This is a genomic window from Pedobacter sp. UYEF25 (genome assembly GCF_054061655.1).
Genome location: NZ_JBSSEL010000015.1, coordinates 99,615 through 126,495, shown reverse-complemented (window position 1 = coordinate 126,495; position 26,881 = coordinate 99,615). Strand labels below are relative to the sequence as shown.

Sequence of the window (26,881 nt, the reverse complement as noted above, 5' to 3'; positions counted from 1 at the left end):
TCTCGCCTCTTCACTTATTTCTATAAATTTGATGATAAATTATTATTATTCAAACATAGGAGGATGCCATTCCCATCGTTAGCGCAAGACCTAGCATGTGTGTATTGCTTGGAAATCCTTTTTGCGAGGAACGAACAAAAAGATTGCAACGGAAAGCGCGACCCTCTTCAGGGGAACGCCCAAAATCCCTAAAATATTTTAGTTTTTCAAACAGTTTGATATTATTAGGGCGCTTTTACACGCTGTCCATTGTATCTTTAATTGGCTTTTAAAGGCCAATTAGGAGGATGCCATTCCCATCGTTAGCGCTTGGGAGCAATTTATACTTTGGCGCAACCGGCTTCAGGATAAGGCCCAGATCATAGTTGACCGATCCGAAAAATTGCCACCAGATTAATCACTATTGTTGCCGTTCTTCTTAATCTTAAACAATTTGAAATCTCGCTTGTAAGTCAGAAAGAAAGAATGGTTAAACTGAAGTTGTTTATCTGTGTGATCAAGATCTACATGAGGCTCAAACCTCACGTCTAAATATAAATTTGGAATCAGTTCCTTTTGATACGCATAACGCAAAGAAAGGATATTCCTCCCGCTTTGCGTAAAACCGGGCGCGTACAGATTATTACCCACAGACTCATAAAGTGGCATTCCTTTTATCGAAATAAAATTATTTCCGTGCCAATAACTTGCAACCAAGCTACCCCATTTACTCTCTACGCCCGCATTAAGCCACACGCCGAAACCGCCTTGAAAGGCTCGTCTCTTATCAGGAGAATTGTCTTTGTACACCGCGACGTAATTATCGGTATACACTTGTTTAAGGTTTTCTCCCAAATTTTTGTGAAGTTTTAAACCTGTAGCTCCGTTAAATAACGTACTGATCGGAATGTTTTTTAGTGCGTCTATCTGTCCTCCTTGATGAAACGCCATAAACTGTGCAGGTAAGCTAAACTTCCATCCACTCCCTTCTATAAGTGTTGTTTCGGTAATTAAGCCGCCAATTATTTCTTCCTTTGCAAGGTCTCCTTTATAAATCATGTGTTGCCAGGCAATCCAAGCGTCTAGCGTAAATTTTTTCCGCTCTATCAGCAATTGTGTACCATACTCAATAGGGTTGGTGATGATGTTTTCGAAATCGTAAAGCGGCTCTATGTATTTATGCTGCACGTTCCCTTCTAGGCTACCGAAAATGAGCGAAAGGTTACGTTTGTGATAGGTAAGATTAAAGAGTGGCTTCGCATCAGACACGCCATTTCTCCCAAAATCTTTTCTGATGTACGCACCGACTCTGATGGCCAAATTTGGATGTGCATAATAGATCAACTCCGGGCGCAGTTGCGTACCATACAGCGTGTAACCGTCGTGAAAGTTATTGGTGTATTCGTAATTTCTAACGAAGTTAAGGTTGTAAAAATCAAAGTGTACCTCGTTTACCAAACTGCTATCTGGCCTTATTCTGTTTTCGAAAGCAGATTGGTTAAATTGTGCGAAACTGGCTTTACCACTAACCAATAAACAAAAAATTAGAAATACCTTCGTGGATAGTTTTAAATGCATATTTGCTTCATATTTTTGCGAAGATAAGAGAGATTGGTTAAGGCTAGATGAAGATTTTCTAGAAATCAACAATTTAATATGTAGGGTCTGCAAACCTTAACTATTGCGCTGTTCTCGGTATTTTTTATATAACTTCACACTCACCATAATCACTATGGAAAAAATGATGAGTCCAGTCAGGCCATAAATCCATTCTACCGCACTTTTTAGCACTACGGTAAACACAATTGCGACGAGCAAAATGGTAGCAACCTCGTTCCATAGCCTAAGTTGGAATGAACTTAATTTAAATATTCCGCGTTTTAACTGCAGCATAATGCGCTGGCAAATAAAGTGGTAAACAATTAGTAGCGCTACAAAGCCAAGCTTAACATGCATCCAAGGCATTTTTAGTAATGCTGGATTAATCACAATCATGGTCAATCCGGCAATTACTGTTAAAATCATTGCTGGGGTGGTGATAATGCCCCAAAGCCTAGCTTCTATTTTTTCGAATTCTGTTTGTAAAACAATTCGCTCCAAATCAGGCCTCGCGTTAGCTTCGGTATGATAAATAAACAAACGTACGCTATAAAACAAACCAGCCATCCAACTTACCACAAAAATGATGTGAACGGCTTGGACATAGAGGTAATAAGAAGAGAAGTTTTCTAACATGGGTAACCGCTGAAATGCCTTAAACCACCAAGATTTACAAACAAAAATACACTATTTTACGAATTGATTTCGCTTAGTTCTGTAATTTTAGATCGGTGATTGTGGCGAGGGTGAAATTTGGCCCGGGAACAAATTAATACCTAAATTCGTTTACTACCTCAAATGCATACTTCACGTTGTCGAAAGGTATATCGGGCATAATTCCATGTCCTAAATTAAATATAAATCCATCTTCACCACGCATTCTCTCAAATAGCTTGTGAATTTGTGCCTTAATTACTGGTTTATCAGCATATAAAATATGTGGATCCAAATTGCCCTGCACTGCCATATTTTTTGGAAGTGCACTTTTTATATTCAACAAATCTGCGTTCCAGTCTACAGAAACGACGTCGGGATTTGCTTCTGCCATAATTGGTGCAAAAACAGAGCTTCCTTTGCAAAACGAGATAACCGGAATGTCCTTTCTATTTAATTTTGCAATAATTTCTTGAATGTATCTATGAGAAAATTCTTTGTAATCGTCCCATGATAAGCTTTGCGCCCAACTATCAAAGATCTGTACCGCGTTTACACCTGCTGCAATTTGCATATTTAAATAATCGGCTGTTACCGCAGCAATTTTAGCAAGTAGTGCATGCGCCAATTTTGGCTGGTTATGCAACATCAGCTTGGTTAACTTAAAATCTTTGGAAGATCCACCTTCAACCAAATAGCTCATTACTGTAAATGGTGCGCCAGCAAAACCTATAAGCGGGATGTTTCCATGAAGACGCTTCTGAATTTCTTTAATGGCATTTGCCACATATTGTAGCTCTTCTAAACAATCTACATTTAAATTTTCAACGTCTGCCTCTGTACGCACGGGGTTTGCAAATCTTGGACCAATACCTTGAGTAAAACTTAAGTCTCCTCCCATCGCCTCGCCGGTTACCAAAATATCACAAAATAAAATGGCAGCATCTACATTTAATAAATTTACTGGCAACATGGTTACATCAGCCGCGATTTCTGGCGTTTTGCACATTTCCAAAAAAGAATATTTATTTTTAATTTCCCAATATTCTGGCATAAACCTTCCGGCTTGTCTCATCATCCAAACAGGTGGGCGTTCGGTCTGTTTTGAAAATGCTGCATCTAAAAATAAGTTGTTAATCATGTCGGTAAAATGCTTTTAATTAGCGCTCATTATACACTAACCTCTATTCTTTTAATTTCTTTTTCTATTTTATTGATAATTTCTTTCGACCGGTTAGTGGTAGAAAGTTCTTTGGCTTTATATGCATAAGCAGCAGCTCTAACGGTATCGTTTTTTCTTAATGCCAAATTAGCAAGGTGGATAAGTACATAGGACTTCTCATTTTTTCCGCCAACAGTAAACCGACTAGCGATTTGAAAGTGATATTCTGCCTGATTATAATCCTCATCTCTCAAAGCCATATTGCCTTGCATAAACTCATAGTACCCGCGTCTACTTTTCGACAATCGCTCTGGATTTTTTGTCTCTGCCAAAAATCTTTTGGCTTTAGAAAATTCATTGTTTTTAAAGTATTTAGAAGCCATCAACACAGATCCATGTTTAAAATGGCTCCACAGTATAAAACACAAAAGTAGCACAGATAAAAGCGCAAGCTGCAATTGGTCGTAATAAGAGCATACGGCAGTACACAGGCCAAAAACGGCCATTAAAGCAAACCTGCCGGAACTGTTAAACATTAATTTACATCAGTGAACTTGTAGCCAACGCCCCTAATAGAGTGGAAATACACAGGATTTTTTTGATCGGGCTCGAAGTATTTGCGAAAGGTTAAAATAAAGTTGTCAATAGTTCTTGTGGATGGATAAACATCATAATTCCAAACTGTTTCTAAGATTTGCTCGCGCGATACAGCCTCATTCTTACGTTCGATCAGTAACTTAAGCAACATTGTCTCTTTTTTTGTCAATGGAGTAATGTTCCCGTCATCATTTTTCAATTCAAAAGAATTGAAATAGATGGTCTTATCGCCGATTTTATAAGAGTTAAGCTCTTTTAAATCATCTGATTTTAAACTACGTTTTACTAAAATACCAACGCGCAAAATCAGTTCTTCCAAATTAAATGGTTTAACCAAATAATCGTCAGCGCCCTTTTTAAGCCCTAAAACACGATCTTCAGAAGTATTTTTAGCCGTTAAGAACATAATTGGAACTTCATTATTTTCTAAACGAATGGTTTCACAAACCTGAAAACCGTCCATTTCTGGCAGCATTACATCCAGTATAATCAAATTAAAACGCTCTTCCTTAAAAACTTTTAAAGCGGTCTTCCCGTTTTTTACAGCGTGCACTTTATAACCTTCTAACTCTAGGTTTAACTTTATGGCATCTAACAAATGGTCTTCGTCTTCTACCAATAATATTCTTAATTTTTGCGACATAATTATAGTTTTTAACCAAAAGTAACTTCAAAAATGGTTCCCCGAGGTGCATTGTCCTTCACAGTAATGTCTGCATCATGACTTTGCAAAACTTCTTTCACAATAAACAAGCCCAAACCTGTTCCTTTTGCTTTTCTGACATTCTCATTACCTACGCGATAGAACTTGTCGAATATAAGCATTTTTTCTGCGTCTGATATTCCCTGTCCAACATCAGCTACACTTAATACAATATGATCCCCAACCTGTTTTAAAATCACTTTTATTTCTTCGCAAGGATCTGAATATTTGATGGCGTTCTCCAATAAATTTGTGACCACAGATGACAGTGCAAATCTGTCACCCTCAATCTGCAAATTTGGCTGTATATCTGCATCGATAATCTGTTCTATTTCGCAGGAATGTACTTGCAGTCTATCTGCAATTTTGTACACCATCTCAGAAAAATTAAATGTTTCTTTAGGAAAGGTGTATGACTTGTTCTCGATTTTAGTTGCCAACAACATGTTTTCAACCAAGTCGTCCAACCTGTCGATGTCTTTTAATGAGTTACTCAATAAGGAATTTTGTCTTTCAGGATCTAATTTCCGCTTAACAATGGTTTGCAAGGATAGTTTTATGGCTGCCAAAGGCGATTTCAGCTCATGCGTAACAGAGAGCAGAAAATTTTGCTGTTGCCCTCTCAATTTCGCCTCCCCTCTTATCGCTTCATGCAGGATAAACGCACCGATTCCGATCAGAAACAGAAACACTGCACCCTCGCCCATGATCATGGTCATTCTACTAGGTTCCAAATGCACCACTAAAGATCCCCAAGAAACCAATTGAATTAAGGCATACAGCAGTAAACAGTAGAATATAATGATGGATTTTTTCATTTACACATTTGGTTAGATCGCTTGAAAATGTAATTTTTGATTTACTTAATACACGTAAAACTAAGATTTAAAAGCGACATCTAAGCTCTCAAAAATTGCGCGCTTTGCTTTTTCTAGCTCAACTTTGGTATGTGCTGCAGATACAAAACCAACTTCATATCCTGAAGGACCTAAGTAAATACTACGATTTAAAAGCTCGCGGTGAAAAGTTTTAAACTTATCCATGCTAATAGATTCTATGTCATCTGCGGATTTAACAGTTTCTTTATCGGTAAATGAAAACCAAAAGATAGAGCCTGCAGAAAAAACCTTAAATTTATAATTTCTAGCAGTTGCAAACCGCTGTATGCTGCCAACAAATTCTTCGGTCTTTCCATTTAGATCTTTATAAAATCCGCTTTTTAAAAGTTCGGTAAGCGTTGCTATTCCCGCCGCCATTGCAACTGGATTGCCAGAAAGCGTACCAGCTTGATAGACATCCCCATCTGGAGAAATGTGGCTCATAATTTCTGCCGATGCACCGTACATTCCGACAGGTAAACCACCGCCAATTATTTTGCCATAAGTTAAGATATCTGGCTTCACTTCATAGTAACCAGCCGCACCTTCAAAACCCAATCTAAAACCAGTAATTACCTCATCAAAAATTAGCAAAGACCTGTTTTCAGTACAAATGTCCCTCAAAAAATGGATGTAGTCTTGATCTTGAATAATTAAACCGTTGTTAGCAGGGATACCTTCGATAATTACACCTGCAATTTCACCTTTAAATTGGTCAAACGCTTGCGTAATCGCATTTCTATCATTTAATGGAATGACAATGGTTTCCTCTGCAAAGGATTTAGGTACACCTGCAGATGAGGTTTGACCAAAAGTAACTAGGCCTGACCCCGCTTTTACCAACAGCGAGTCGCTATGGCCGTGATAGCATCCTTCAAATTTTAAAATTTTATCGCGTCCGGTAAATCCTCTCGCTAAACGCACAGCACTCATCACCGCTTCTGTACCCGAACTTGTGAACCTAATTTTTTCTACAAAACGATTATTTTTTATAATTAATGCAGCCAATTGGTTTTCTAACACAGTAGGAGCTCCGAAACTCATGCCTTTCTGCATGGTTTCCGTTACCTTCTCTCTTATTTTAGGATTGTTGTGCCCCAAAATTAATGGACCCCAACTATTGCAAAAATCTATAAATTGATTTCCATCCGCATCCCAAATAAAGCAACCGTCGCCTTTTTCTATGAAAAGTGGCGTACCATAAACCGATTTAAAAGCCCTTACCGGGGAGTTTACGCCGCCCGGAAAATAAGTCTTGGATTTTTCATATAGCGCAGCGGACTTTTCTCTGGATATATCTGGTTTACTACCGGTGTTTATCGGAAAGTCTGCCTCGTTTCCACTAAATATTTTTTTTAAAGAGTCTAACATTTTTTTTAAGCTTAAAGCTGGGAGAAAGAAAATAAAAGCAAGCGTTTGTCAATTAATTAAGCGCTTTAACTTTTAGCTTCATTTACATCCAATTGTTATTTAAAATATCTTTTATATGATAAGTAGCAATGATACTCGCTCCTGCTCTCGCAAAGGCATACATTGTCTCCATTACTACTTTCTCTTCATCAAGCCAACCGCGTTGAGCCGCAGCCTTTACTTTTGCATACTCGCCCGAAACGTTGTAAACTGCAATGGGTAACCTACTACTTTGTTTTAGGCGATAAATAATGTCCAAATAAGCCAGTCCGGGTTTAACCATTAGCACATCGGCTCCTTCTTGCTCGTCCTGAAGTGCTTCTCTTATCGCCTCCGTAGGATTTCTAAAATCCATTTGATATGCCTTTCTGTCTCCCTTGCTTGGGGCGCAATCTGCAGCTTCTCTAAATGGACCGTAGTAGGAAGATGAAAATTTTGTGGCGTGACTCATTATAGCAGCATTGACAAAACCGTTTTCATCCAGCTTTTTTCTTATTGCGGCCACGCGACCATCCATCATATCTGATGGCGCAAACATATCTGCACCGGCCTCGGCATGCGCTAAAGCCATTTTGGAAATAACTTCGACGCTTTTATCATTCTGCACATAGTCATTTTCCAAAATACCGCAGTGCCCGTGCGTTGTATAACTGCACACACACACATCCGTGATCACATATAAATCTTCTCCAAAGCTTTTCTTGAGCGCTCTTACGGCAGTTGGAACCAACGACTTTTCATCAAAAGCAGATTTTGCATCTAAACTTTTTTCATCGCCCACGCCAAACAGCATAATTTTATTTAATCCCTTTTTTAAACCATCCTCTACTTCCTTTTGTAGCACATCTATAGAAAAATGGCTAACGCCGGGCATAGAACCAATTGGTGTAGAAACATTTTTTCCAGGAACAATGAAGTGTGGGTATACAAACATGTCTTTAGAAAGCCTAATTTCTGCAACCATTTCCCTAACTACTGGGTTTTTTCTTAATCTACGTAAACGGTTTACCATTGTAACATGTTTAAAATCTTGATATGAGCTGAATTAATGCTTCGAGGACAACAATTAAATAGTTTAATCTAACAAGCTATTGAAATCAGTTAAACCTCTATTGCAAAAACGGCTTCTGCCAAACCAACTTCATCTGGCGAGTACGGTAAAGTATACGCAATATTCATTTCATCCAATTTTTTGGCAGTAGAGTTGCCTATAGAAATAACTTTTTGATCAGATTCCAATAAATTATCTGCAAAATAGGCTTCCACGTTACTCGGACTAGTAAAAATTAGTACTTCTGCAAAAGTAGGTTCTACTTCATCTTCTATTACCGTTTCGTAAATGGGCAAATCCACGACTTTGGTTTCGCTTGTCAATGCTTTTTGTATAGACTGTAAGCTGTCCTGCGCACGAGGAAACATTACGGTTTGACCAGCTACGAGCTTCGCAAACTCGGCAGCAATTTCTTCAATGTCACCTCCTATTCCAACAAAATCTGCGACAAAACCTTCTTGCCTAAGTGCATCTTCAGACCCAGAACCTACCACACCAAATTTTGTTTTCTTTGGCAGTAAAGGTTTTAATCCAAAAAAATAAGTTACTGCGTTGCGACTGCTAAAGAAGATCCAGTCTACATTTCTTAAAATGTAGTGATCTAAAACCGTAACGATAGGAAAAGTTCTAATGAGAGATCTTCCCTCAATTTCTATATTATTTTGCGCAAGAGCGCGCCTAAAATAACTGTGCTCACCAATTTCTCTGGAAATAAAAACCTTTTTCGGATTCTTAGTGGTTTCTAAATATTTCTGAACAATTTTTTCAGCAAGGCCTTCAGTACTATCCGCACGAACAAAAAAACGCTTTGGAAAGTCCTCAGCCGTCTCTGCTTTGGATGTCCACACCTCATATTTACCATTGCTTTTTTTGCAATAACAACCCAAAGGCATGTGGCAGCCACCTTCAAAAAGATTTAGCACTTTACGTTCTACACTAACTGCTGCTATTGTTTCTGTATGATTTAGCGGCTGAAGCGCTTCAAATAATTCTGTATCGCTTTTCCTTATTTGGATTCCAAGCGCACCTTGTGCGGGTGCGGGAATAAATTCAGAAGTTTCTAGTTCTTCTACATGTAAATCGCTCAAATCCAAACCTAGCCTTTTAACCCCAGCTTTAGCCAGCATAATGGCGTCGTAATTTTCATCTCTTAGTTTCTGTATCCTTGTTGGAACGTTTCCACGCAAATCAGTAATTTCTAAATCAGGTCTCAACCCTAAAAGCTGCGCAGCTCTACGATTGGAAGAGGTACCGACCATTGCGCCCTTTTTTAACGACAGCTTTTTTGAGATGTCTACGCAATCTTTTAAAATAAGCAGGTATTCTTTTGCTTCTTCTCGCTGAGGGATAGCGGCAATAATAAGTCCATCGGGATTTTTGGTCGGCAAATCTTTTAAACTATGAACAGCTAAATCTATCGTTCCTTGCAAAAGCTCCTCTTCAAGCTCTTTAGTGAAAAAACCCTTTCCTTCAAGCTTATCCAACCGAAGATTTAAAATTTTATCTCCCTGCGTTTTAATTATTTTTAACTCTGCTTCTTGCCCAATTGCCGAAAGCTGGTCTTTAACATAATTTGCCTGCCATAAAGCCAAGTCGCTACCCCGTGTTCCTATAATTATCTTTTTCAACATCAACTAGAATGAAGTACAAATTTACGTTAAAAAGCGATTTTATGGCAATGTGTTTCAAAATGAGACAGTGCTGTTACAGAAAGGAAAGATTTTACTAAATTGAGGTAAGAATAAATGCGACTTTAGAAAATTCCGTCGAAACAGGCAATAAGATCGGGTTGATCTAATAGCTTTTTTTTAACTAATATTGATTGTTAGTTTAAAAAATGAGCTATAATTCTAACTGCTCATGAACGGATAAAGTTTTCCCAGCGCGTTTCCAAAATGTGGCGAAACAAATTTAAAACAACGAAATTCTTTCTGACTAATCTGGTATACAACAGTCTTTAAGCACTAAGGCTGATTGGAAAAAATCTCCTTTGCCATAACCATAGGCACGCTGATGTATTTTTTCTCCATGTAGGCCATAACACGTTCCAAAACAGCTCTGGAATTGTCGTCCATCTGATTTATTTCCTCTGCAAAGACTGCATGAAGGGCCTTTTCTCTTATTTCTTTGATTTTGCGCGGAACTTCTTGCATCGCCAACTCAACACGACGTTGTTTTAACACGTAAAAGAAATCCTCAATATTTTTATGGATGATGTCCTCTGCATGTACCAGTTCACTATAGCGCTCTTGTATATTTTTTCTTGCAACTTCTTTCAACGATTCTACCTCTATGTAGTGCACAGAATTATTAGAAACAACGCCTGCAGCAACATCATTTGGCACCGCTAAATCTACAATCACCTTTCTAGAAGTATCTCCATTAAGCAATTTGGCGTAGAGTTGTTCAGTTATAATCGGTTCAGTTGCGCTGGTGCAAGTAATAATTACATCAAAACCTGCTTTGTAATGTTCTAAATCGACAAGATTATATGCCACTCCACTTAACTCCTTGGCCAATACCTCTGCATTTGCTAACGTTCGATTGAAAATAGCGAAATTTGAATACTTATGTTTTTCAAGGTATTTAGCGATAGTTGTATTTGTTTCGCCAGCGCCTATAATTAAGATGCGCGAATGACCGCACATATTTAATTCTTTAAGTTTTCGATAAGCCAGAGAAACCACCGAGACAGGGTTTTTCGAAATATTGGTATGTGTGTAAACTTCTTTTGCTGTTTTTACAACCCGCTCCATAATCATACGCATGTAATCACCAGTAAAACCTGCATCTCTGCAGCTTTCATAGGCTCTGCGTACTTGCGCTAAAATTTCTTTCTCACCGACAATTAAACTTTCTAGCGAGCAAGAAGTACGCAATAAATGATTAAATGCTTCTTCGTTTTCGTATACAGATACATTATCTATAAAGCGTTCCAAAAATTCTTCAGGCAAACCCATATCCAAAACCCGCAAAAATTGGGTAACAAATTCTTTATTGGTCTGCTGCTTTGTTAAAAAAACAAATTCCACGCGGTTGCAAGTTCCGATGTAAAAAATTTCGCTAACAGGAAGTTTGTCTTGAATATTTTTAAGCCTGCTGTTTAAGCTTTCTTCACAAATAACCAACTTGCCCAAAGATTTTAAATCTATATGGTGGTGGGTAAAAGCGATTACTTTAAGATATTCCAAGTGCTCTAATAATTAATTATAACGGAGTACAAATGTAGTAACGCTTGTTGCCGCATCTGTCATTAAGCTGTAATTTACGCCTATTTAGAACGTTTTTAAATAAAACACCTAAAGGTCTTTTAATGTGTCCTAAAGAAAAACAAAACAATTATGCGCTTCGAAAGGTAATGATTAAACATTAAACGATGGCAAAAAAACATAGCATTACTTACCTTTTTTTTCTCTTACTCTACGCGATAATTTATGTGGCTGCAGGCGCGAATCATTTTTTGGCCACTACAGCCTACGCTTCCATAATGCCTCCTTGGATTCCTGCGCATATTTTTCTGATTTATTTATCAGGTGTTGTAGAAATTATTCTTGGAATTTTATTGGCTTTTAAACGCACAAGAAAATTTGCTGGAATTTTAATTGTATTGATGCTTATTGCCTATTTACCTTTACACATTTACATGTTACAGATCGCCCCATTTATGTTGGGCACGATAATGGTCACCAAATTAATTGCGTGGATTAGGTTGCCCATCCAGGCGGTGCTAATTATATGGGCCGTTGTGTACATTAAAAATCCTTGAAATTATGATTACAAACACCAATTTTACGCTTAAAGGTGCAGACGATAAATTGATATTAGGCGATATAACCTTCGATGACGATTTAAAAAATACACCCGTTATTTTATTTGCACATGGTTTTAAGGGTTATAAAGATTGGGGCGCGCATCATTTAGTAGCAAATTATTTTGCAAAGAATGGGTATAGGTATTTGAAATTTAATTTTTCGCACAGCGGAGTGCCAGTGGACGATCCTAAAGAGGTAACAGATTTGACCGCGTTTGGGGAAAATACTTTTTCTAAGGAGCTTTTTGACCTTAAAAAGGTTGTCGATTTTATCACTCAAACCTGCGGGACCGAAGCAGAAATAAACTTGATTGGACATAGTCGGGGAGGTGGTCTATCTATAATAGCTGCAGCGAGCGACGATCGGATAAGTAAACTAATTACGTGGAGCGCCATCTCAGATTTTAAAAATCTTTGGAAAGCAGCGCAAGAAGTTCAGTGGGAGAAAGATGGTGTGATGTACATTACGAACTCCAGAACAAAGGTGCAAATGCCTTTAAACATTACTTTCTTGAGGGATTATCAAGAAAATAGCGATCGCTTAAATATTATCGAGGCAGCAAAGCGCATCAATGTTCCTTGGTTAATTGTTAACGGCAGTAACGACCAAATCGTAACCGTAGAAAGTGCTGAGAAATTACACCTCGCAAATCCAAAAAGCCATTTAGAAATTGTGCATGATGCAGATCATGTGTACGGTGCATCGCAACCTTACCTCAAAGAAAATTTGCCAAAAGATTTACTCCAAGTATGTGAAAAATGCCTAATATTTTTGAGGGAAATAGACCGCTTGGCTTAACAATTCTTTGTAAATTAAAAACGTAAACACTATGCTTTGTCGATCCAGTTGCCATCTTCTCTAATAATTTCGATCAACTCATCTAGTGCGAAAGCAGTTTTTACGTTTTTTTTCACCACTTCTTTCCCTCTATATAGCGTAATCTTATCAGGACCAGTGCCAACATAACCGTAGTCGGCGTCAGCCATTTCGCCTGGTCCGTTTACAATACAGCCCATAATTCCGATTTTTATACCTTTTAAATGATCTGTACGCGAACGGATGGACTGTGTGGTTTCTTGTAAATCGAAAAGTGTTCTGCCACAACTTGGACAAGAAATATATTCTGTTTTACTTATTCGTGTTCGGGTTGCTTGTAAAATACCGAAGCTAGTGGAGTTAAGCAAAGGCAAACTTGCATCAGGCGCATCAATCCAAATACCGTCACCAAACCCATCGGTAAACAGCGCGCCGCAGTCTGTGGCTGCATACAACATCAAATGATCGGCATCTAAATTTCGATAACTTCCCTTGATAATTACAGGTGATTTTAAACCATTTTCTTGTAAAGTAATGAAAAATGCCCGTTGATCGGCCATGCCGTGCAATACAGAGGTTCTAAGAACAAAAACAAGGTTTGAAGACTTTTCAGTCAATTCTTCTAGCAAATTGGGAGATAAGTTGTTAAAATTTTCGAAACTGATTTCTACCAAATTGATTGCTTCATCTTTAACATCAGCACGCTCAAACTCTTCTATAGAAAACAATGGATGACAATTTCGTTTGTCATTTAAACCAAGCCAGGTGCTATAATTATAGATCTGTTTTAAATTTCCTGGAAATGAAAACGACGGTAAGTTGTCGCCCAAATAGACCAAATCGCAGGCTTGATCTGCCAAATTATATTTGTCTAAACCTGCACTATAGCGATATCCGACAGCACTTAAGAAAAATGGATCTTTTAAGTTCTCTTTGGAAACATCAATCATTACTACAGGATGGTCGTGGCCACCAATGTGGTGAACAGGTGCTGTAATTCGGCGCGAATAAGAGTACGGAGAATAACCCTCAAATCCACTGGTGGATAAGTTGGTAGGAATGACCGACTTCCGACTTCCGATGGCAGACTTTCTTTCCAAGTACCTATCAACCAAAGCTTTTGCTACAGGCGCCTCAAATTCAGGATCTTCTGTTAAAGAAACACGCACCGTATCACCTAAACCATCTTCTAACAATGTACCAATGCCCACAGCAGATTTAATCCGGCCATCTTCACCGTCACCAGCTTCGGTAACACCGAGGTGGAGCGGATAATTCATCCCTTCTTTAACCATCGTTTCTACCAGCAGTCTATACGCTTGTACCATCACCTGAGTATTGCTCGCTTTCATAGAGATAACCAAATTGTAATAATTTTGGTCTTCGCACATGCGGATAAATTCCATGGCAGATTCAACCATCCCGCGAGGCGTGTCTCCATAATGGCTCATAATTCTGTCGGAAAGTGAACCATGATTGGTGCCAATACGCATGGCTGTTCCGTACTCTTTACAAATTTTAACTAGCGGGATAAATTTTTTGTAAATCCGGCTAAGTTCTGCGTCGTAAGACTGTTGTGTATATTCTAGATTTTCAAATTTCTTTTTGTCGGCATAATTGCCGGGGTTTACCCGCACTTTCTCTACTATACGCGCAGCCATCTCTGCAGCATTCGGAGTAAAATGAATATCCGCAATCAGTGGCACCTTGCACCCGCGAAGTTTAAGTTCCTTCTTAATGTTAGCAAGATTTTCCGCCTCCTTTACGCTTGGCGCAGTGATTCGCACATATTCGCTGCCACTCTCTACCATGCGCAGCGTTTGAGCAACCGTTGCCATTGTGTCCATGGTGTTCGTCGTAGTCATGGATTGTATCCGAATGGGATTGTCTCCTCCCATAGCAATGTCTCCAATAGTTACTTCCCTGGTTACGAACCTCGAATAATCCGTCAAACTATTACAATAACCACCTTTTAATAGTAGAGGTGCCGATAAATTTTCCATGCGTTGCAAAGATACTGATTAGCTCGGAATTGTTAAAAGGATGATTTGTTGACTGTCAGTAATAATGCAAAGCGAGCAAGGGAGCGCAAAAAAATCATTTATAGCGGCAAAAATTCTTCTATCTCTCAAATTTTTCTAACCGCAGAAATACCTCTTTGTCAACTAAACCAATATTTTATGATCGTTTAAATTTATATTTAATTTTTGTATAGGCTGATGCAACCATTATTTCAAATCTATCATCTTGTATATATAACCACAAAATGAAATTGGCTCAAACCTATACTACAGATGATTTACTGCAAGGATGTAAGAACGGCGAGAGGAAGACGCAGGAATTGCTGTATAAGCAAACTTCGGGCAAGATGATGGCGATTTGTATGAGATACGCTAAAAACAGGTCGGAGGCAGAAGATGTGTTACAGTTGGGATACATTAAGGTGTTTACAAAAATAAACCATTTTAAAGGAGATGGCTCTTTTGAGGGATGGATGCGGAGGATTATGGTAAATACCTCAATAGAAATTTTTCGTAAAAACCAGCGTAGCTTAAAAGTGGTAGAATTAGAGGAGGCTTTTGACCAGCCGTCGGTAGGATTTGATTTTGGTAGTTTGGGAATGGAAGATTTGTTGAGGGTGATAAGCAAATTGGCAGATGGCTATCGAATGGTTTTTAACATGTATGCGATTGAAGGTTATTCGCACAGAGAAATTTCCGAAAAATTGGGAATTAGTGAGGGAGCAAGCAAATCGCAATTGAGTAGGGCGAGGGCAATTTTGAAACAAGAAATTACTAAAATGGAGGGACAGGGTTATGCAAACCATGCAGGATAAAGATTTTGATAAAGTATTTAAAGATAGGCTACAGCATGCGGAAGTTGAGCCGTCAGTAGGTTTATGGAGCGCTATAGAGACCAAAATTACTCCAAAAAAAAGAGTGCTGAATTTGAGAAATTGGTTGATTGCAGCTTCGATGGTGTTGATGGCAGCAGTTACTTTGGTTATTTACCAACAACAACAAATTTTACCGAGCCCTACTTTTACAACTGTGACGCGAACTGTAGAAAAAGGGAAGGTAGAAAAGCAAACATCACCGATAGAAACGGAGAAAAATGGGAATTTAGAAAATACAATCACCCTAGTAGAACGTACTTCGAAACCAACCAAACTAGCATCGAAAAGTGAGCATCGAAAATTGGTGGCCCAGGCAGAAACAGATCCTCCATTAGACAAAGTAGGCCACGACGATCTGGTAGCAAAAAACAATAATTTGCCGCAATCGCTAAATCCTCAGACAAAAGAAGTTTCCATTGCCCCCGATGTTAAGCCTTTGCATGAAAATATGGTATTGGCTGCCGTGGAACAGTCGCCACAAGAAACACCAATTGCAGAAGAACACATTTCAACTTCTAGAGGAATAAAAAGTGCTGGCGATTTGATCAACTTGGTTGTTGGTGCAGTGGATAAAGGAAAAAACAAATTCATCATGTTTAATACCAACGATGAGGGCTCTACGCTCGCAGCCGTAAATATTGGGCCATTTAGATTTGGCAAGCGAAATGATTGATCTTAAACAGAACTGAATAAACTAAGTAGACACACATAAACTAAACACATAAATGAAACATTTAATTTTTAAAACTCTTTTGGCAAGTGGACTTGTCATGGGTATGGGACAAATTGCAAAGGCGCAAACAGACACAGTTAAAACGGATTCGGTTAAACGAAAAAACACGATGCAACACAAAAATGTAAACGTAAGCTTAAGCTTCGGCGACGATAAAGAAGACAATTCGGCTACCGACTACAAACCACATTTTTTAGGTGGTTTAACATTCAACCGAATAGATTTGGGCTTTTCCAGACTCGTTGATAATGGCAGCTCAAATCTTTCTCCTGCGAACGATTTTCTTGCCTATCGAGGCGGAAAAACCAGTACGTTCTCTTTCGATATTGCACAGTTTGGTTACCGTTTTACACCAGGTTTTAAGATCTATGTGGCAGGAGGTTTTGATTGGACACTTATCCGTTTGCGTAAAAACATTACCATCGAAAAGGCAATGCCTACACTTACCTACGAAGATCAGCCTGTAGAATTTTCTAAAAATCGTTTTTCTAGCAGCTACGTGCACATCCCATTAAACTTTGAGTTTAGAACAAAGGAAAATGACAATGGCAATCGCTTCTTCATTGTAGTTGGGCCAGAAATTGGGTTTTTGTTAAATGGCAAAGTAAAGCAGATTAGCAGCGAACGGGGCAAAGAAAAATCGTATGATGACTATCATTTTCAAGGCCTTAGATATGGTGGCTCACTAAGACTTGGCTACGCCGGTATAGGCGTTTTTACCAAATATTACTTTAGCGATATGTTCAACACACCCGCACAGGCAGGATTAAAAAATTTCAGCTTTGGCGTAACGCTAGGCATAAATTAAGAGAAACACCACACACAATTGAAAGATCCTGTCTAGGTTAAAACCGGGCAGGATTTCTTTTTTTAGGCAATTCGTTTTCCTACCTTTACCTTTGTGAGCGATACAATCATTACAGTTAAAAATTTAACTAAGCAATATCAGTCGGATTTGGCTGGGGGCGTTAAAGGCATAAATTTTGAATTAAAAGGAGGCGACGTTGTAGCCATTATTGGCGAGAGCGGCAGCGGAAAATCTACCCTGTTAAAATGCCTTTATGGATTGCTAACGCCTGATAGCGGCGCAGTTTACTTCAATGGCGAAAGCGTTAAAGGACCAGATGAACAGCTGATTCCCGGACACAAGCAGATGAAAATGGTTACGCAAGATTTTTCTTTAAATATTTATGCAAAAGCCTATGACAATATTGCTTCTCAACTGCCCAATACGGATTTAAAGGCAAAGTCTGAAAAAACTTTGCGAATTATGGAACATCTAAAAATTCTGCCTCTTAGAAATAAAAAAATCGTAGAACTTAGCGGTGGCGAACAACAACGTGTAGCGATTGCAAAGGCAATGGTTGCAGATACGCAACTGCTGCTGCTTGACGAACCTTTTAGTCAGGTAGATGCATTGTTAAAAAATCAGTTGCGTGCCGACATTAAAGAGATTGCTGCAGAAACTGGCGTTACGGTCATTTTAGTATCGCACGATCCTGCAGATGGCCTATTCTTGGCGGATGAACTTTTAATGCTCAAAGATGGCGAGTTGCTACAAACCGGCAAACCATCCGATATATACCAACATCCTAAGCATATTTATACAGCAAGTATTCTAGGCAATGCGATTGTTTTATCGCGCGGAGACGCAGAAAAAATAGGCCTAAAAACTTTTAAAGAATCTGTAGTTTTTTATCCAGAATGGGCAGAAATTACCAGCAATTGGAACAGTAGAAGATTTGAGGTAAAAGACGTGTATTATAAGGGTTTTTATGATGAATTATTGTTGGAAAGAAACGGCGTTCGTATCCGTGCGCTACAGCTAAACAGGGGCCTACATAAAAAAAACGACCACGTTCAGGTGAACATTGGTCGCTTCTTAGAATTTTAATTCCTTTTATATCTGGGAAGTTACGAATACGATCTTAACCCTGGTTTTTGTAGTCCGTGCGGTAGGATAGGTTGCAGAATCTGATCTCTGTAAGTCGATTTCTAAAGTTCGCTTTGTTTTGTCAACTAAATAACTGTACGATTCTAAGCCATACACATTAGGTATTTGTTCGTAAGTATTATCATCTGCACGAGAGATGTACACTAAAATCCCATCATTTTCGAACGTGGCAGCATCGAGCACGTCAGAAAGGTTTAAAATTGAATATAAAGTTCGGCCATCTGTATCTTGTACCCAATCTGCCGGATTAATATACGTAATAATCGTTTTGTTTGGCAAAACAGGATCTGGCGCATATACTTCCTGTTTCTTGCAAGATGCCAGGCTCAGCGTGGCAACGCAGAAAAATAAAATGGTTAACTTTTTCATAACATCTGGTTTTATTTGTGTGTGTAAAAAATGTATTGCAAAACCACTGCCAAAAAAGGCTAAAATTAAAAGATGGATTAAAAATTGTTAAATCGTTTTCAAATAACTGAAAAATCAGTTAAAATTTAACATATGAAGATTTTTTTTCGCATCCTTCCATGGGTGATTCTTTTAGCTGCCGGCTACTTTTTTATTTCTAAAAAGTTTACCATCAATACTTCTGTAGAAAGCAAGCACCAGCTTTTGGTAGACCGAATTGAAGCTATTGGTAAACTAGAATTGATAAGGTATCAAATTAGTGACGTCTTGGAGCACAAGCATAAAACAGATTTTTTACCCGAAGCAAGTGTACTTTTAATTATTAAGGCAGAAGCCGTCGGCTGCATCGATTTAACAAAAATTACGAAAGACGATATTGAAATTGACGCCGATACGGCTGTAGTAAATTTGCCACAACCAGAAATTTGTTATGTAAAAATAGATCATAAAAACTCTCGCGTGTATGACACGAAAATGGCGTTTTTTAGGGAGGCAGACTTGGTGGATGATGCTTATAAGGAAGCGGAGACAAAGATTACCAGAGAAGTAAAGAAATCTGATATTCTGACACAGACCAAAACAAATTCGGTAAACGTATTAAAACCAATTATAGAAGGTTTGGGCTTTAAAAACGTTAGGTTTACATTCAATTAGCATAATTTTTCTGAGTTGTAAAACTTTGAGACATTTGCGTTCTCTAAAAAACCTAGCCAAATGAGCAAAGTACTTATTATTTATACCGGCGGTACCATTGGTATGGTAAATGGCATCGACGGCGTACTAATTCCATTTAATTTTGAGCAGATTAAAGAAAACGTTCCTGAACTAGCAAGGCTAAATTATCAATTCGATGTACACTCTTTTCATCCCGTAATTGATTCCTCCAACATGGATCCAGAAATCTGGAAAACACTTGCGGAACTCATTTATAAAAATTACGATTTATACGATGGGTTTGTTGTTTTGCACGGAAGCGATACCATGGCTTTTACCTCGTCGGCCTTAAGTTTTATGTTAGAAAATTTGTCTAAGCCTGTTGTTTTAACCGGTTCGCAGTTGCCAATTGGCGAGATACGTACAGATGCAAAGGAAAACTTACTAACTGCTTTAGAAATTGCGGCAAAGCAAGAAAACGATGTGGCTATTGTACCAGAGGTGTGCATTTATTTCGATGCACAACTTTTTAGGGGCAATAGAGCAATTAAATACAACAGCGAAAAATTCGAAGCTTTTCGCTCGCCCAATTATCCAACCTTGGCAGAAGCGGGTGTTCATTTGCAATTTAACAGCAATTACATTTTAAAACACCATAGTAAAGATTTAAAACTTCACACTAATTTCAATGCAAACATCGGGGTTTTGAAGCTCTATCCCGGCATAACAGAGGCCGCCGTTCATGCCATTACAGAATCAAAAGTAGACGCAATTATTTTAGAAACCTTCGGCTCGGGTAATGCAAGTACAGCTGCATGGTTTTTAGAAAGTCTGCGCGATGCAATCTACGCAGGTAAATTAATAATAGATATCTCTCAATGTAAAAAAGGTTCTGTGCAATTAGGTCGTTATGAAACGAGTCGAAATTTACAGGACATTGGGGTATTGAGTGGTTTCGATTTAACTTTTGAAGCTACGGTAACTAAGTTAATGTTTGTTTTGGGATTAGGTGTTTCTCTGAAAGAAATGCGACATTTGATGGAAACCTCGTTGCGTGGCGAGCTGACGGAAGGATAAAATGCACAGTTATGAAATGAAGACTGAATATATCTCTTCTTTAGCAATCTTGAATTAAAAAAGCTAAAATAGTTTCTATTAGTCCCCTTTAGGATAGCATGATTTACAAGCAATCGCCAACAAAAATAGCCGAATGAGGGGTGCGCTAGCGATGGGAATGGCATCCTTTAATTGGCCTTAAAGCCAATTAAAGATACAACGGACAGCGTGTAAAAGCGCCCAAATAAATATCAACGTCACTAGCTTTAAAAAATTTAATGAGTTTCTAAATAATCTCGGCGTTTCCCTGAAGAGGGTCGCGCTTTACGTTCCAATCTTTTTGTTCGTTCCTCACAAAAAGGATTTCCACTCCAATCGCTAACCGCAAAATCTGCTATGCTCCCAAGCGCTAACGATGGGAATGACATCCTTTAATCGGCCCCTTAAAGCCAATTAAAGATACAATGGACAGCGTGTAAAAGCGCCCTAATAATCATCAATAGAATAAGTCGAGCTAGGTTATAAATCCTATTTTTATAATTTAGGCGTTCCCCTGAAGAGGGTCGCGCTTTACGTTCCAATCTTTTTGGGAGGAACGAGCAAAAAGTATTTCCAAGCAATACAAACATGCTAGGTCTTGCGCTAACGATGGGAATGACATCTTTAATCGGCCTTTAGGAGCCAATTAAACATACAATGGACAGCGTGTGAAAGCGCCCAAATAATCAATATTCTCGATCTTAAATAAAATGAATTTACTTAAAAATGATACCAGCGTTCCCCTGAAGGAATCAATGTCTGTTTAGATCAACCTGTCTTTTATCACCAAGGTATCCGCAATAAGATCATGAAAGCACTGATTTTTTTTATTTAAAAAGCTATAAAAATACCCAAAAAACAGCGGTAAAACAGACACGATTTTGCATGCATTACGTCCTACTGAATTTGCAAGAGAAAGTTTTGTGCCCGCCAGATCGGTCACTTTTATGCCAACCAATCTTTTACCGATGGTAGCTTGAGTTTTACCAGATTCCACAAAACCACCATAAATTAATTTGACGATAAAAATTAGCCCAAGCGGAGCCGCAAAAACCATCATCCGCTGGTCTTTTTCGACTATAAAAATAAAGCTGATTAAAATTAATACTGTGTAGACCACAAAAATGATGAAATGATCTATGGCTGAGGCGAGCAACCTTAAATCGAAACTGGCGTAATACTGCGGTGCAACTTTTTGCTGAACAAAGCCGAAAAGGGCTCTTAGCTCTGGGAAATCATGCGCTTGCTTAAAATCATCCATGCCCGGTTTCCGGACAAAAGTTTCTGGAGTAATGGCTAAATTTTTCAGCTCAGAAAACAAAAATGTCTGTGGCTTTCCTTTAACAACAATAAGATATCTTACTTCTTCACCAGTCATTCCTAAAAATCCATTTTGCCGAAGCGGTAAAGATACTGAAACGATCGTCTAAAATTATGAAACTTGTTTTAATTGATTTTAGTACCGATCTACCTCGAAACTGCTTAGACCTCCATCTAATTTGATAAATATTTTTTTGGTTGAAGAGTTGTAATTGGAGGTCTGGTAAATCCCGTCGCCAATGTTGTCAAAACCATCAAAGTCTTTAGAAGATAAACCTGTCTTTGCTGTAATTCTGCAACCAACTGTTTGTGGAATTTCTATTTTAATATCTGCTACGCCCGATTTTACGACAACATCTGCAATGGGTAACAGTGCGCCAAATTTTAGTTTTAATGCAGATGCCCCACCATTAAAAGTAAAGGTCCTAACTTTAAAATTTTCAAAGTCCAAATCAGATTCGCCCGCGCCTAGTTTCATGTCAATAGTCCAAATTGGCGCTTTATTAAGCTTAAAATCTACATTATTGCCACCCTCGCCAAAGTTAAATTTGTTGTTCTTATCCAACATTTTAAAATTTAACTCCGTAATAGAATCCGTAATCATCTTATTGAGCGAAAAATTATTCCTTTTATTTTTAACTTTTGCATCGAATAGTGCCTCTGTATTCCCATCTAGGTTAAAGGAAATTCCTCCTCCAGAAATATTTAAAATCGTTTCCTTTGTGGAATCTGTCGGAACCATTGGTTCTGAAAAGCTCAATTGATTGACGGCATTTGAAGTATCATCGGCATTGTCGTCTTCGTCAAAATTGAAATTATTCCCGTCGCTGTTAAAATTTAAATGCTTTGTAAACTCATCGCCGGAATTTTTTGGTTGTTGCCCTCTAAAAAACAGAAAACTTAAGGTGCCAAGTAGCAAAACTATTGAAATAATTTGCCCTGTATTGGAGTTGCTCTTATTGAAAAGGATATTTACACCAAATATAATAAGCAGCATGGGCCAAAATCGCCAAATATTTCCCCAGTAAAAATGAATTACATTGAAGTTTTGAAGCAATAAAATAGCCCCAATAAATAGGAGTAAAATACCCCAAATTAATCTGTTTAGTTTCATGGCGTTTATTTTAAGGGGTTTTCAATGTCTGTAGCAGTTGGGATGGAATCGTTATTCGGATTAGCGATTGTTGGATCATCGGTCGGCTCGGTTTGATGCTCTGCTTGTGGCGTTTTTGGCATTTCTTGTGTAGAAAAGGACGAAGCTTGTTGATTCTGCCATGTTGCCCAATCGTTTTTTCTACGCGATTTGGCGATAACACTTACTCCAACCGCTATAAGAACGACCGGCACTAAGTTTCTCACTCGAAAAAAATCAGGAATTAGATCAAATTCTCTCATCATAAAAAAACATCCTAAAACAACTAAAACTAATCCTACCACAGTGCGCGCGCTATTATTAGGTTTTGAAAAGTTTGTAAAATCTGGCTGCGTTTCAAAAGGTTTTTTCTCTTGCGTATCGGTTATTGGTTGCGACCAATTTGGCGCGGAATTCCCTTGAGCCTCGAAAGCATTTGGATTTCCAAAACCCGCACTGGGGTTGTTTTTAAAGTAATCGTTAAATTTAGAAAATTTTGCCGCCGGATCATTATTGACAGGCACTATAACCCACATCACCACATAGGCTACAAGCCCTAACCCAGCCATAAAAATGGCAGAAAGTACAAATAATAAGCGCACGATGGTTATCTCTACCTGCATATAATCTGCTAGTCCTGAAGCAACCCCTGCAATCATTTTGTCGTGTTCGTTTCTAAAAAGCCTCTTCTCAACCATGTCTTTGTACAATTAAGTAAAATTTTGCGGCGTTATAATCACCTCGTCTACATTTGCCCCAGCGCTTAAGTTTAAAATCACATAAACTAAATCGGCGATATCTTCTGGCAACACAAATTTATCTTTCGGCAATTGGTTGTCTTTCCAAGAAGGGGTTAACGTAGCGCCGGGCAAAAAAGCTGTTACCTTAACTTGGCTTGGTGCTAATTCCGATCGCAATACATTGTTAAGACTTAACATAGCTGCTTTTGTTACACTATAGCTTCCAGCATTTACCGCGGCGCTTTTGCTAGCTACAGAGCAGATATTAAAGATGTGACCATGCTGTACTTTTGCCATTTCTTTTCCAAAAAACCTGGAGAAATAATAAGCTGCATTTACATTAACCTCTTGCTGGTGCAGAAAATTCTCCTCATCTTCTTCTAATATACTACCCGGTAAAAATACGCCTAAGTTGTTGACAAGCACATCAATTTTTGGAAATTGCAGGCTGGCGGATGCAAAAAAACCTTTAATTTCGTCTGAGTTAGAGCCATCAACCTGAAAATACCATATTTTAGTTGCATAGGCCCTTAACTCTTTTGCTGTCGTTTCTAAATCGCCCATGTTTCGAGCGATAAGTACTAGATCGTAATTGTGTTGCGCTAATTTTTGGGCGATTGCCCTTCCTATACCCTTAGTTGAACCCGTTATTAAAGCAATCATTTTTTATGGTTTAATATTTGTTAACAAAAAACAATATTTAATTCTGAAACCCCAATTATTTTGCCAAAACCTAAGGCACTAATTTTATTTGTTGTTTCTTTGTACTAGCGATAGAAGATATAAATTAAACCCATATATATACGAAATGAATTTTACAAATTTCGGCAAGTACTTACTACTTCTAAAATCAGTATTTAGAAAGCCAGAAAAATTAAAGATATATCTTAAAGAAATAGCGAAGCAAATGGATTATGTTGGCGTTGGGTCCTTAGGTCTTATTGCCATCATCTCTACTTTTATTGGCGCGGTAATGACTTTGCAGATCGCTTTTCAACTTGTGAGCGATTTTATTCCAAGAACTATTATCGGCTCGGTAAATAGAGATTCTAGTATTTTAGAACTTAGTCCGACGATTAGCGCCATTGTACTAGCGGGTAAGATTGGTTCTGCCATTTCTTCCGAAATTGGTTCTATGCGGGTTACCGAACAGATTGATGCTTTAGAAATTATGGGTATAAATGCACCCGGATATCTTATTCTGCCAAAGATCATCTCGGGAATCACTATGGTGCCTTTATTGGTTATCATGTCTATGTTTCTTAGCATTTTGGGTGGTTATTTTGGCGGCACACTTTCAGGAGCAATCACCCCTTCTGATTACATTCTTGGAATTACCACAGATTTTAATCCCTACACTATTGTTGTTGCTTTAACAAAAGCATTTGTTTTTGGCTTTATCATCACATCAGTACCAGCATATGAGGGATTTTATGTTAAGGGAGGAGCCTTAGAAGTTTCGCAAGCAAGCACAAGGGCAGTTGTAATAAGCTGTATCTCTATTCTAGTATGTGATTATCTGGTTACACAACTTTTACTATAATGATCGAAGTAAAAAATATTGATAAATCTTTTGGTGACAATGATGTACTGAAAGATATTTCTAGCAAATTTGAAGCAGGTGTAACAAATCTTATCATTGGAGCTTCTGGCTCCGGAAAAACTACACTTTTAAAGTGCATGGTTGGACTACAACAGCCAGACAGTGGCTCAGTAGGTTATGATGGTCGCGAGTTTACCACCATGGATTATGGCCAAAGAATAGAAATAAGAAAAGAGATAGGCATGCTGTTTCAAGGCTCTGCACTATTTGATAGCATGACAGTGGAGGAAAACATTATGTTTCCACTAAATATGTTTACCGAACAATCCCGACAGGAAAAGCTAGAACGTGTAAATTTTTGCTTAAAACGGGTGAACTTAGCAGATACCAATAAACTTTTCCCAGCAGAACTTTCTGGTGGAATGATGAAAAGGGTCGGTATAGCTAGGGCAATTGCTATGAATCCAAAATACTTGTTCTGCGATGAGCCGAATTCCGGCCTAGATCCAAAAACTTCGATTGTAATTGATGAGTTGATTAAAGAGATTACAGAAGAATATAATACCACCACTATTGTAGTTACCCATGATATGAATTCTGTGATGGGTATTGGAGACTATATTTTGTTTTTACACAACGGGGTAAAATTTTGGGAAGGAAGTAATAAAGAGATTGCGAATACAGACATTAAAGAACTGAACGATTTTGTCTTTGCAAGTCGATTTATGAAAGCTGCAAAAGGAAAACTTTAAGTAATAAATTTCGGCCATTCTGGCTGCGAGAATATATTTTTTGATCAGAATTTTTCTCGGTTAAATTAACTAAGCACATGATAGAACTAATTGCGCCAAGCCATTGGAAAGATTATGAATTGATAGATTGTGGCGATTTCGAAAAGCTAGAACGCTTTGGCAATCACATACTTATTAGGCCAGAACCACAAGCGGTATGGAAAAAAGTGCTTTCAGATCAAGAATGGAAAAGAAAAGCAACGGTAATTTTCAAAGGTCGATCTGCAACTTCTGGCGAGTGGTTGAAACAAAATGATGCGATAGCGGATAGATGGCATGTGACCTATAATAATCCAGAAGTTTCGATAAAATTCAGGCTTGGACTAACCGCATTTAAACACGTGGGCATTTTTCCAGAGCAGGCGGTAAATTGGGATTTTATTTCCTCGTCTCTCAAAAAATTCAAAAATCCAAATCCTAAGGTTTTAAATTTATTTGCCTATACGGGCGGTGCTTCCTTAATTGCAAGAGCGGCAGGAGCAGAAACAACGCACGTAGATTCGATTAAACAAGTGATTACCTGGGCAAACGAGAATCAGGAATTGTCTGGATTAAAAGACATCCGATGGATGCTAGAAGACGCCTTAAAGTTTGTAAAAAAAGAAGTGAAGCGCGGCAAAAAATACAACGGCATTATTTTAGATCCGCCTGCTTATGGACATGGTCCGAATGGCGAAAAATGGAAATTAGAAAATCATATCCAAGAAATGATGAAAGAAGTAGTGCAGTTGCTAGATGAACAAGAACACTTTCTAATTTTAAATACTTATTCGCTAGGTTTCTCTTCCGTGATTGTAGAAAATCTTATAAAAACCTCCTATCCCGAAGTGAAAAACCTTTCTACAGGAGAACTTTATTTGCAAGCGACTTCTGGTATAAAACTGCCCCTTGGCGTTTTTGGAAAGTTTTGCAATGTTTAAATGTTAGTTACTTAATTTCCTGCCTTCGACAAAC

The 26,881-nt window shown here is 38.3% G+C and carries 28 protein-coding genes; 12 read left to right on the top strand and 16 right to left on the bottom strand.

Going from position 1 to position 26,881, the window contains the following annotated elements:
• Positions 1 to 192, top strand: a 192-nt coding sequence (locus tag ACVWYG_RS14450) for a hypothetical protein (protein ID WP_457270945.1), incomplete at its 5' end; no start/stop codon positions are given.
• A 201-nt stretch (positions 193 to 393) separates the two neighbouring features.
• On the opposite strand, the gene ACVWYG_RS14445 is transcribed toward ACVWYG_RS14450, so the two are convergent.
• The 10 genes from ACVWYG_RS14445 to hemA form a co-directional block, all read right to left on the bottom strand.
• Complete coding sequence (locus ACVWYG_RS14445; protein WP_457270944.1) at positions 394 to 1,557, bottom strand: hypothetical protein; 1,164 nt, start codon at positions 1,555 to 1,557, stop codon at positions 394 to 396.
• Positions 1,558 to 1,653: 96 nt separating this feature from the next.
• Complete coding sequence (gene hemJ / locus ACVWYG_RS14440) at positions 1,654 to 2,214, bottom strand: protoporphyrinogen oxidase HemJ (RefSeq protein WP_457270943.1); 561 nt, start codon at positions 2,212 to 2,214, stop codon at positions 1,654 to 1,656.
• Positions 2,215 to 2,347: 133 nt separating this feature from the next.
• On the bottom strand, positions 2,348 to 3,373 hold the full coding sequence (gene hemE, locus ACVWYG_RS14435; protein ID WP_457270942.1) for a uroporphyrinogen decarboxylase: 1,026 nt from the start codon (positions 3,371 to 3,373) through the stop codon (positions 2,348 to 2,350).
• Between the two features lie 29 nt (positions 3,374 to 3,402).
• The gene (locus tag ACVWYG_RS14430) at positions 3,403 to 3,930 is read right to left on the bottom strand and encodes a hypothetical protein (RefSeq protein WP_457270941.1); all 528 of its coding nucleotides are present in this window, start codon (positions 3,928 to 3,930) and stop codon (positions 3,403 to 3,405) included.
• Positions 3,930 to 4,634 (bottom strand): response regulator transcription factor, encoded by a 705-nt coding sequence (locus ACVWYG_RS14425; protein ID WP_457270940.1) that lies wholly within the window; start codon positions 4,632 to 4,634, stop codon positions 3,930 to 3,932. Before ACVWYG_RS14425 ends, ACVWYG_RS14430 begins: the two co-directional genes overlap by 1 nt.
• Before the next feature lie 11 nt (positions 4,635 to 4,645).
• Entirely contained in the window at positions 4,646 to 5,512 is an 867-nt protein-coding gene (locus tag ACVWYG_RS14420) for a sensor histidine kinase (protein WP_457270939.1), read from the bottom strand.
• A gap of 60 nt (positions 5,513 to 5,572) precedes the next feature.
• Positions 5,573 to 6,943, bottom strand: a complete 1,371-nt coding sequence (gene hemL, locus ACVWYG_RS14415; RefSeq protein ID WP_457270938.1) for a glutamate-1-semialdehyde 2,1-aminomutase — start codon at positions 6,941 to 6,943, stop codon at positions 5,573 to 5,575.
• A gap of 82 nt (positions 6,944 to 7,025) precedes the next feature.
• The gene (hemB, locus tag ACVWYG_RS14410; protein WP_457270937.1) at positions 7,026 to 7,994 is read right to left on the bottom strand and encodes a porphobilinogen synthase; all 969 of its coding nucleotides are present in this window, start codon (positions 7,992 to 7,994) and stop codon (positions 7,026 to 7,028) included.
• Positions 7,995 to 8,083: 89 nt separating this feature from the next.
• Entirely contained in the window at positions 8,084 to 9,664 is a 1,581-nt protein-coding gene (hemC, locus tag ACVWYG_RS14405) for a hydroxymethylbilane synthase (RefSeq protein WP_457270936.1), read from the bottom strand.
• Between the two features lie 333 nt (positions 9,665 to 9,997).
• Positions 9,998 to 11,224 (bottom strand): glutamyl-tRNA reductase, encoded by a 1,227-nt coding sequence (hemA, locus tag ACVWYG_RS14400; protein ID WP_457270935.1) that lies wholly within the window; start codon positions 11,222 to 11,224, stop codon positions 9,998 to 10,000.
• Between the two features lie 185 nt (positions 11,225 to 11,409).
• On the opposite strand from hemA, the gene ACVWYG_RS14395 reads away from it, so the two are divergent.
• Together ACVWYG_RS14395 and ACVWYG_RS14390 are read left to right on the top strand one after the other, a co-directional pair.
• A complete protein-coding gene (locus ACVWYG_RS14395; RefSeq protein ID WP_457270934.1) occupies positions 11,410 to 11,799 on the top strand; it encodes a DoxX family protein in 390 nt (129 codons plus the stop codon).
• Between the two features lie 4 nt (positions 11,800 to 11,803).
• A complete protein-coding gene (locus ACVWYG_RS14390; protein ID WP_457270933.1) occupies positions 11,804 to 12,643 on the top strand; it encodes an alpha/beta hydrolase family protein in 840 nt (279 codons plus the stop codon).
• 29 nt (positions 12,644 to 12,672) lie between these two features.
• Here the strand turns inward: ACVWYG_RS14390 and ispG are convergent, their stop codons facing one another.
• Positions 12,673 to 14,664: a (E)-4-hydroxy-3-methylbut-2-enyl-diphosphate synthase gene (gene ispG, locus ACVWYG_RS14385; protein ID WP_457270932.1), complete on the bottom strand. Its 1,992-nt coding sequence runs from the start codon at positions 14,662 to 14,664 to the stop codon at positions 12,673 to 12,675.
• 263 nt (positions 14,665 to 14,927) lie between these two features.
• Between ispG and ACVWYG_RS14380 the strand changes: the two genes are divergently transcribed.
• From ACVWYG_RS14380 to ACVWYG_RS14365, 4 genes are all read left to right on the top strand, one after another.
• Complete coding sequence (locus ACVWYG_RS14380) at positions 14,928 to 15,497, top strand: RNA polymerase sigma factor (RefSeq protein ID WP_457270931.1); 570 nt, start codon at positions 14,928 to 14,930, stop codon at positions 15,495 to 15,497.
• Positions 15,487 to 16,230, top strand: a complete 744-nt coding sequence (locus ACVWYG_RS14375) for a hypothetical protein (protein ID WP_457270930.1) — start codon at positions 15,487 to 15,489, stop codon at positions 16,228 to 16,230. Before ACVWYG_RS14380 ends, ACVWYG_RS14375 begins: the two co-directional genes overlap by 11 nt.
• Positions 16,231 to 16,282: 52 nt before the next feature.
• Entirely contained in the window at positions 16,283 to 17,098 is an 816-nt protein-coding gene (locus tag ACVWYG_RS14370; RefSeq protein WP_457270929.1) for an outer membrane beta-barrel protein, read from the top strand.
• Between the two features lie 93 nt (positions 17,099 to 17,191).
• Complete coding sequence (locus ACVWYG_RS14365; RefSeq protein WP_457270928.1) at positions 17,192 to 18,184, top strand: ABC transporter ATP-binding protein; 993 nt, start codon at positions 17,192 to 17,194, stop codon at positions 18,182 to 18,184.
• Positions 18,185 to 18,190: 6 nt separating this feature from the next.
• Here the strand turns inward: ACVWYG_RS14365 and ACVWYG_RS14360 are convergent, their stop codons facing one another.
• Positions 18,191 to 18,613 carry a hypothetical protein gene (locus ACVWYG_RS14360; RefSeq protein WP_457270927.1) on the bottom strand — a complete coding sequence of 141 codons (423 nt, stop codon included), beginning with the start codon at positions 18,611 to 18,613 and terminating at the stop codon, positions 18,191 to 18,193.
• A gap of 132 nt (positions 18,614 to 18,745) precedes the next feature.
• On the opposite strand from ACVWYG_RS14360, the gene ACVWYG_RS14355 reads away from it, so the two are divergent.
• Both ACVWYG_RS14355 and ACVWYG_RS14350 read left to right on the top strand, forming a co-directional pair.
• Positions 18,746 to 19,306 carry a DUF4230 domain-containing protein gene (locus ACVWYG_RS14355; RefSeq protein WP_457270926.1) on the top strand — a complete coding sequence of 187 codons (561 nt, stop codon included), beginning with the start codon at positions 18,746 to 18,748 and terminating at the stop codon, positions 19,304 to 19,306.
• A gap of 60 nt (positions 19,307 to 19,366) precedes the next feature.
• Positions 19,367 to 20,383, top strand: coding sequence for an asparaginase (locus tag ACVWYG_RS14350; RefSeq protein WP_457270925.1), 1,017 nt, complete (start codon positions 19,367 to 19,369; stop codon positions 20,381 to 20,383).
• A 781-nt stretch (positions 20,384 to 21,164) separates the two neighbouring features.
• On the opposite strand, the gene ACVWYG_RS14345 is transcribed toward ACVWYG_RS14350, so the two are convergent.
• The 4 genes from ACVWYG_RS14345 to ACVWYG_RS14330 all read right to left on the bottom strand — a co-directional run bounded on the left by ACVWYG_RS14345 (position 21,165) and on the right by ACVWYG_RS14330 (position 24,256).
• Positions 21,165 to 21,779, bottom strand: coding sequence for an RDD family protein (locus tag ACVWYG_RS14345; RefSeq protein ID WP_457270924.1), 615 nt, complete (start codon positions 21,777 to 21,779; stop codon positions 21,165 to 21,167).
• Positions 21,780 to 21,857: 78 nt separating this feature from the next.
• Positions 21,858 to 22,835, bottom strand: a complete 978-nt coding sequence (locus tag ACVWYG_RS14340) for a LiaF transmembrane domain-containing protein (RefSeq protein ID WP_457270923.1) — start codon at positions 22,833 to 22,835, stop codon at positions 21,858 to 21,860.
• Between the two features lie 5 nt (positions 22,836 to 22,840).
• Positions 22,841 to 23,551 (bottom strand): PspC domain-containing protein, encoded by a 711-nt coding sequence (locus tag ACVWYG_RS14335; protein WP_457270922.1) that lies wholly within the window; start codon positions 23,549 to 23,551, stop codon positions 22,841 to 22,843.
• A 12-nt stretch (positions 23,552 to 23,563) separates the two neighbouring features.
• Positions 23,564 to 24,256 carry an SDR family NAD(P)-dependent oxidoreductase gene (locus tag ACVWYG_RS14330; RefSeq protein ID WP_457270921.1) on the bottom strand — a complete coding sequence of 231 codons (693 nt, stop codon included), beginning with the start codon at positions 24,254 to 24,256 and terminating at the stop codon, positions 23,564 to 23,566.
• A gap of 145 nt (positions 24,257 to 24,401) precedes the next feature.
• On the opposite strand from ACVWYG_RS14330, the gene ACVWYG_RS14325 reads away from it, so the two are divergent.
• The 3 genes from ACVWYG_RS14325 to ACVWYG_RS14315 all read left to right on the top strand — a co-directional run bounded on the left by ACVWYG_RS14325 (position 24,402) and on the right by ACVWYG_RS14315 (position 26,847).
• Positions 24,402 to 25,136, top strand: coding sequence for an MlaE family ABC transporter permease (locus tag ACVWYG_RS14325; protein WP_457270920.1), 735 nt, complete (start codon positions 24,402 to 24,404; stop codon positions 25,134 to 25,136).
• On the top strand, positions 25,136 to 25,888 hold the full coding sequence (locus ACVWYG_RS14320; RefSeq protein ID WP_457270919.1) for an ABC transporter ATP-binding protein: 753 nt from the start codon (positions 25,136 to 25,138) through the stop codon (positions 25,886 to 25,888). The genes ACVWYG_RS14325 and ACVWYG_RS14320 overlap by 1 nt, the downstream gene beginning before the upstream one ends.
• A gap of 77 nt (positions 25,889 to 25,965) precedes the next feature.
• Positions 25,966 to 26,847 carry a class I SAM-dependent methyltransferase gene (locus ACVWYG_RS14315; protein WP_457270918.1) on the top strand — a complete coding sequence of 294 codons (882 nt, stop codon included), beginning with the start codon at positions 25,966 to 25,968 and terminating at the stop codon, positions 26,845 to 26,847.
• The last annotated feature ends 34 nt before the right edge of the window (positions 26,848 to 26,881 follow it).

Bases quoted from the DNA above. Each gene is read 5' to 3' on its own strand.
- ACVWYG_RS14445 (WP_457270944.1), bottom strand. From the start codon at position 1,557: ATGCATTTAAAACTATCCACGAAGGTATTTCTAATTTTTTGTTTATTG.
- hemJ (WP_457270943.1), bottom strand. From the start codon at position 2,214: ATGTTAGAAAACTTCTCTTCTTATTACCTCTATGTCCAAGCCGTTCAC.
- hemE (WP_457270942.1), bottom strand. From the start codon at position 3,373: ATGATTAACAACTTATTTTTAGATGCAGCATTTTCAAAACAGACCGAA.
- ACVWYG_RS14430 (WP_457270941.1), bottom strand. From the start codon at position 3,930: ATGTTTAACAGTTCCGGCAGGTTTGCTTTAATGGCCGTTTTTGGCCTG.
- ACVWYG_RS14425 (WP_457270940.1), bottom strand. From the start codon at position 4,634: ATGTCGCAAAAATTAAGAATATTATTGGTAGAAGACGAAGACCATTTG.
- ACVWYG_RS14420 (WP_457270939.1), bottom strand. From the start codon at position 5,512: ATGAAAAAATCCATCATTATATTCTACTGTTTACTGCTGTATGCCTTA.
- hemL (WP_457270938.1), bottom strand. From the start codon at position 6,943: ATGTTAGACTCTTTAAAAAAAATATTTAGTGGAAACGAGGCAGACTTT.
- hemB (WP_457270937.1), bottom strand. From the start codon at position 7,994: ATGGTAAACCGTTTACGTAGATTAAGAAAAAACCCAGTAGTTAGGGAA.
- hemC (WP_457270936.1), bottom strand. From the start codon at position 9,664: ATGTTGAAAAAGATAATTATAGGAACACGGGGTAGCGACTTGGCTTTA.
- ACVWYG_RS14395 (WP_457270934.1), top strand. From the start codon at position 11,410: ATGGCAAAAAAACATAGCATTACTTACCTTTTTTTTCTCTTACTCTAC.
- ACVWYG_RS14390 (WP_457270933.1), top strand. From the start codon at position 11,804: ATGATTACAAACACCAATTTTACGCTTAAAGGTGCAGACGATAAATTG.
- ispG (WP_457270932.1), bottom strand. From the start codon at position 14,664: ATGGAAAATTTATCGGCACCTCTACTATTAAAAGGTGGTTATTGTAAT.
- ACVWYG_RS14380 (WP_457270931.1), top strand. From the start codon at position 14,928: ATGAAATTGGCTCAAACCTATACTACAGATGATTTACTGCAAGGATGT.
- ACVWYG_RS14375 (WP_457270930.1), top strand. From the start codon at position 15,487: ATGCAGGATAAAGATTTTGATAAAGTATTTAAAGATAGGCTACAGCAT.
- ACVWYG_RS14370 (WP_457270929.1), top strand. From the start codon at position 16,283: ATGAAACATTTAATTTTTAAAACTCTTTTGGCAAGTGGACTTGTCATG.
- ACVWYG_RS14360 (WP_457270927.1), bottom strand. From the start codon at position 18,613: ATGAAAAAGTTAACCATTTTATTTTTCTGCGTTGCCACGCTGAGCCTG.
- ACVWYG_RS14355 (WP_457270926.1), top strand. From the start codon at position 18,746: ATGAAGATTTTTTTTCGCATCCTTCCATGGGTGATTCTTTTAGCTGCC.
- ACVWYG_RS14350 (WP_457270925.1), top strand. From the start codon at position 19,367: ATGAGCAAAGTACTTATTATTTATACCGGCGGTACCATTGGTATGGTA.
- ACVWYG_RS14345 (WP_457270924.1), bottom strand. From the start codon at position 21,779: ATGACTGGTGAAGAAGTAAGATATCTTATTGTTGTTAAAGGAAAGCCA.
- ACVWYG_RS14340 (WP_457270923.1), bottom strand. From the start codon at position 22,835: ATGAAACTAAACAGATTAATTTGGGGTATTTTACTCCTATTTATTGGG.
- ACVWYG_RS14335 (WP_457270922.1), bottom strand. From the start codon at position 23,551: ATGGTTGAGAAGAGGCTTTTTAGAAACGAACACGACAAAATGATTGCA.
- ACVWYG_RS14330 (WP_457270921.1), bottom strand. From the start codon at position 24,256: ATGATTGCTTTAATAACGGGTTCAACTAAGGGTATAGGAAGGGCAATC.
- ACVWYG_RS14325 (WP_457270920.1), top strand. From the start codon at position 24,402: ATGAATTTTACAAATTTCGGCAAGTACTTACTACTTCTAAAATCAGTA.
- ACVWYG_RS14320 (WP_457270919.1), top strand. From the start codon at position 25,136: ATGATCGAAGTAAAAAATATTGATAAATCTTTTGGTGACAATGATGTA.
- ACVWYG_RS14315 (WP_457270918.1), top strand. From the start codon at position 25,966: ATGATAGAACTAATTGCGCCAAGCCATTGGAAAGATTATGAATTGATA.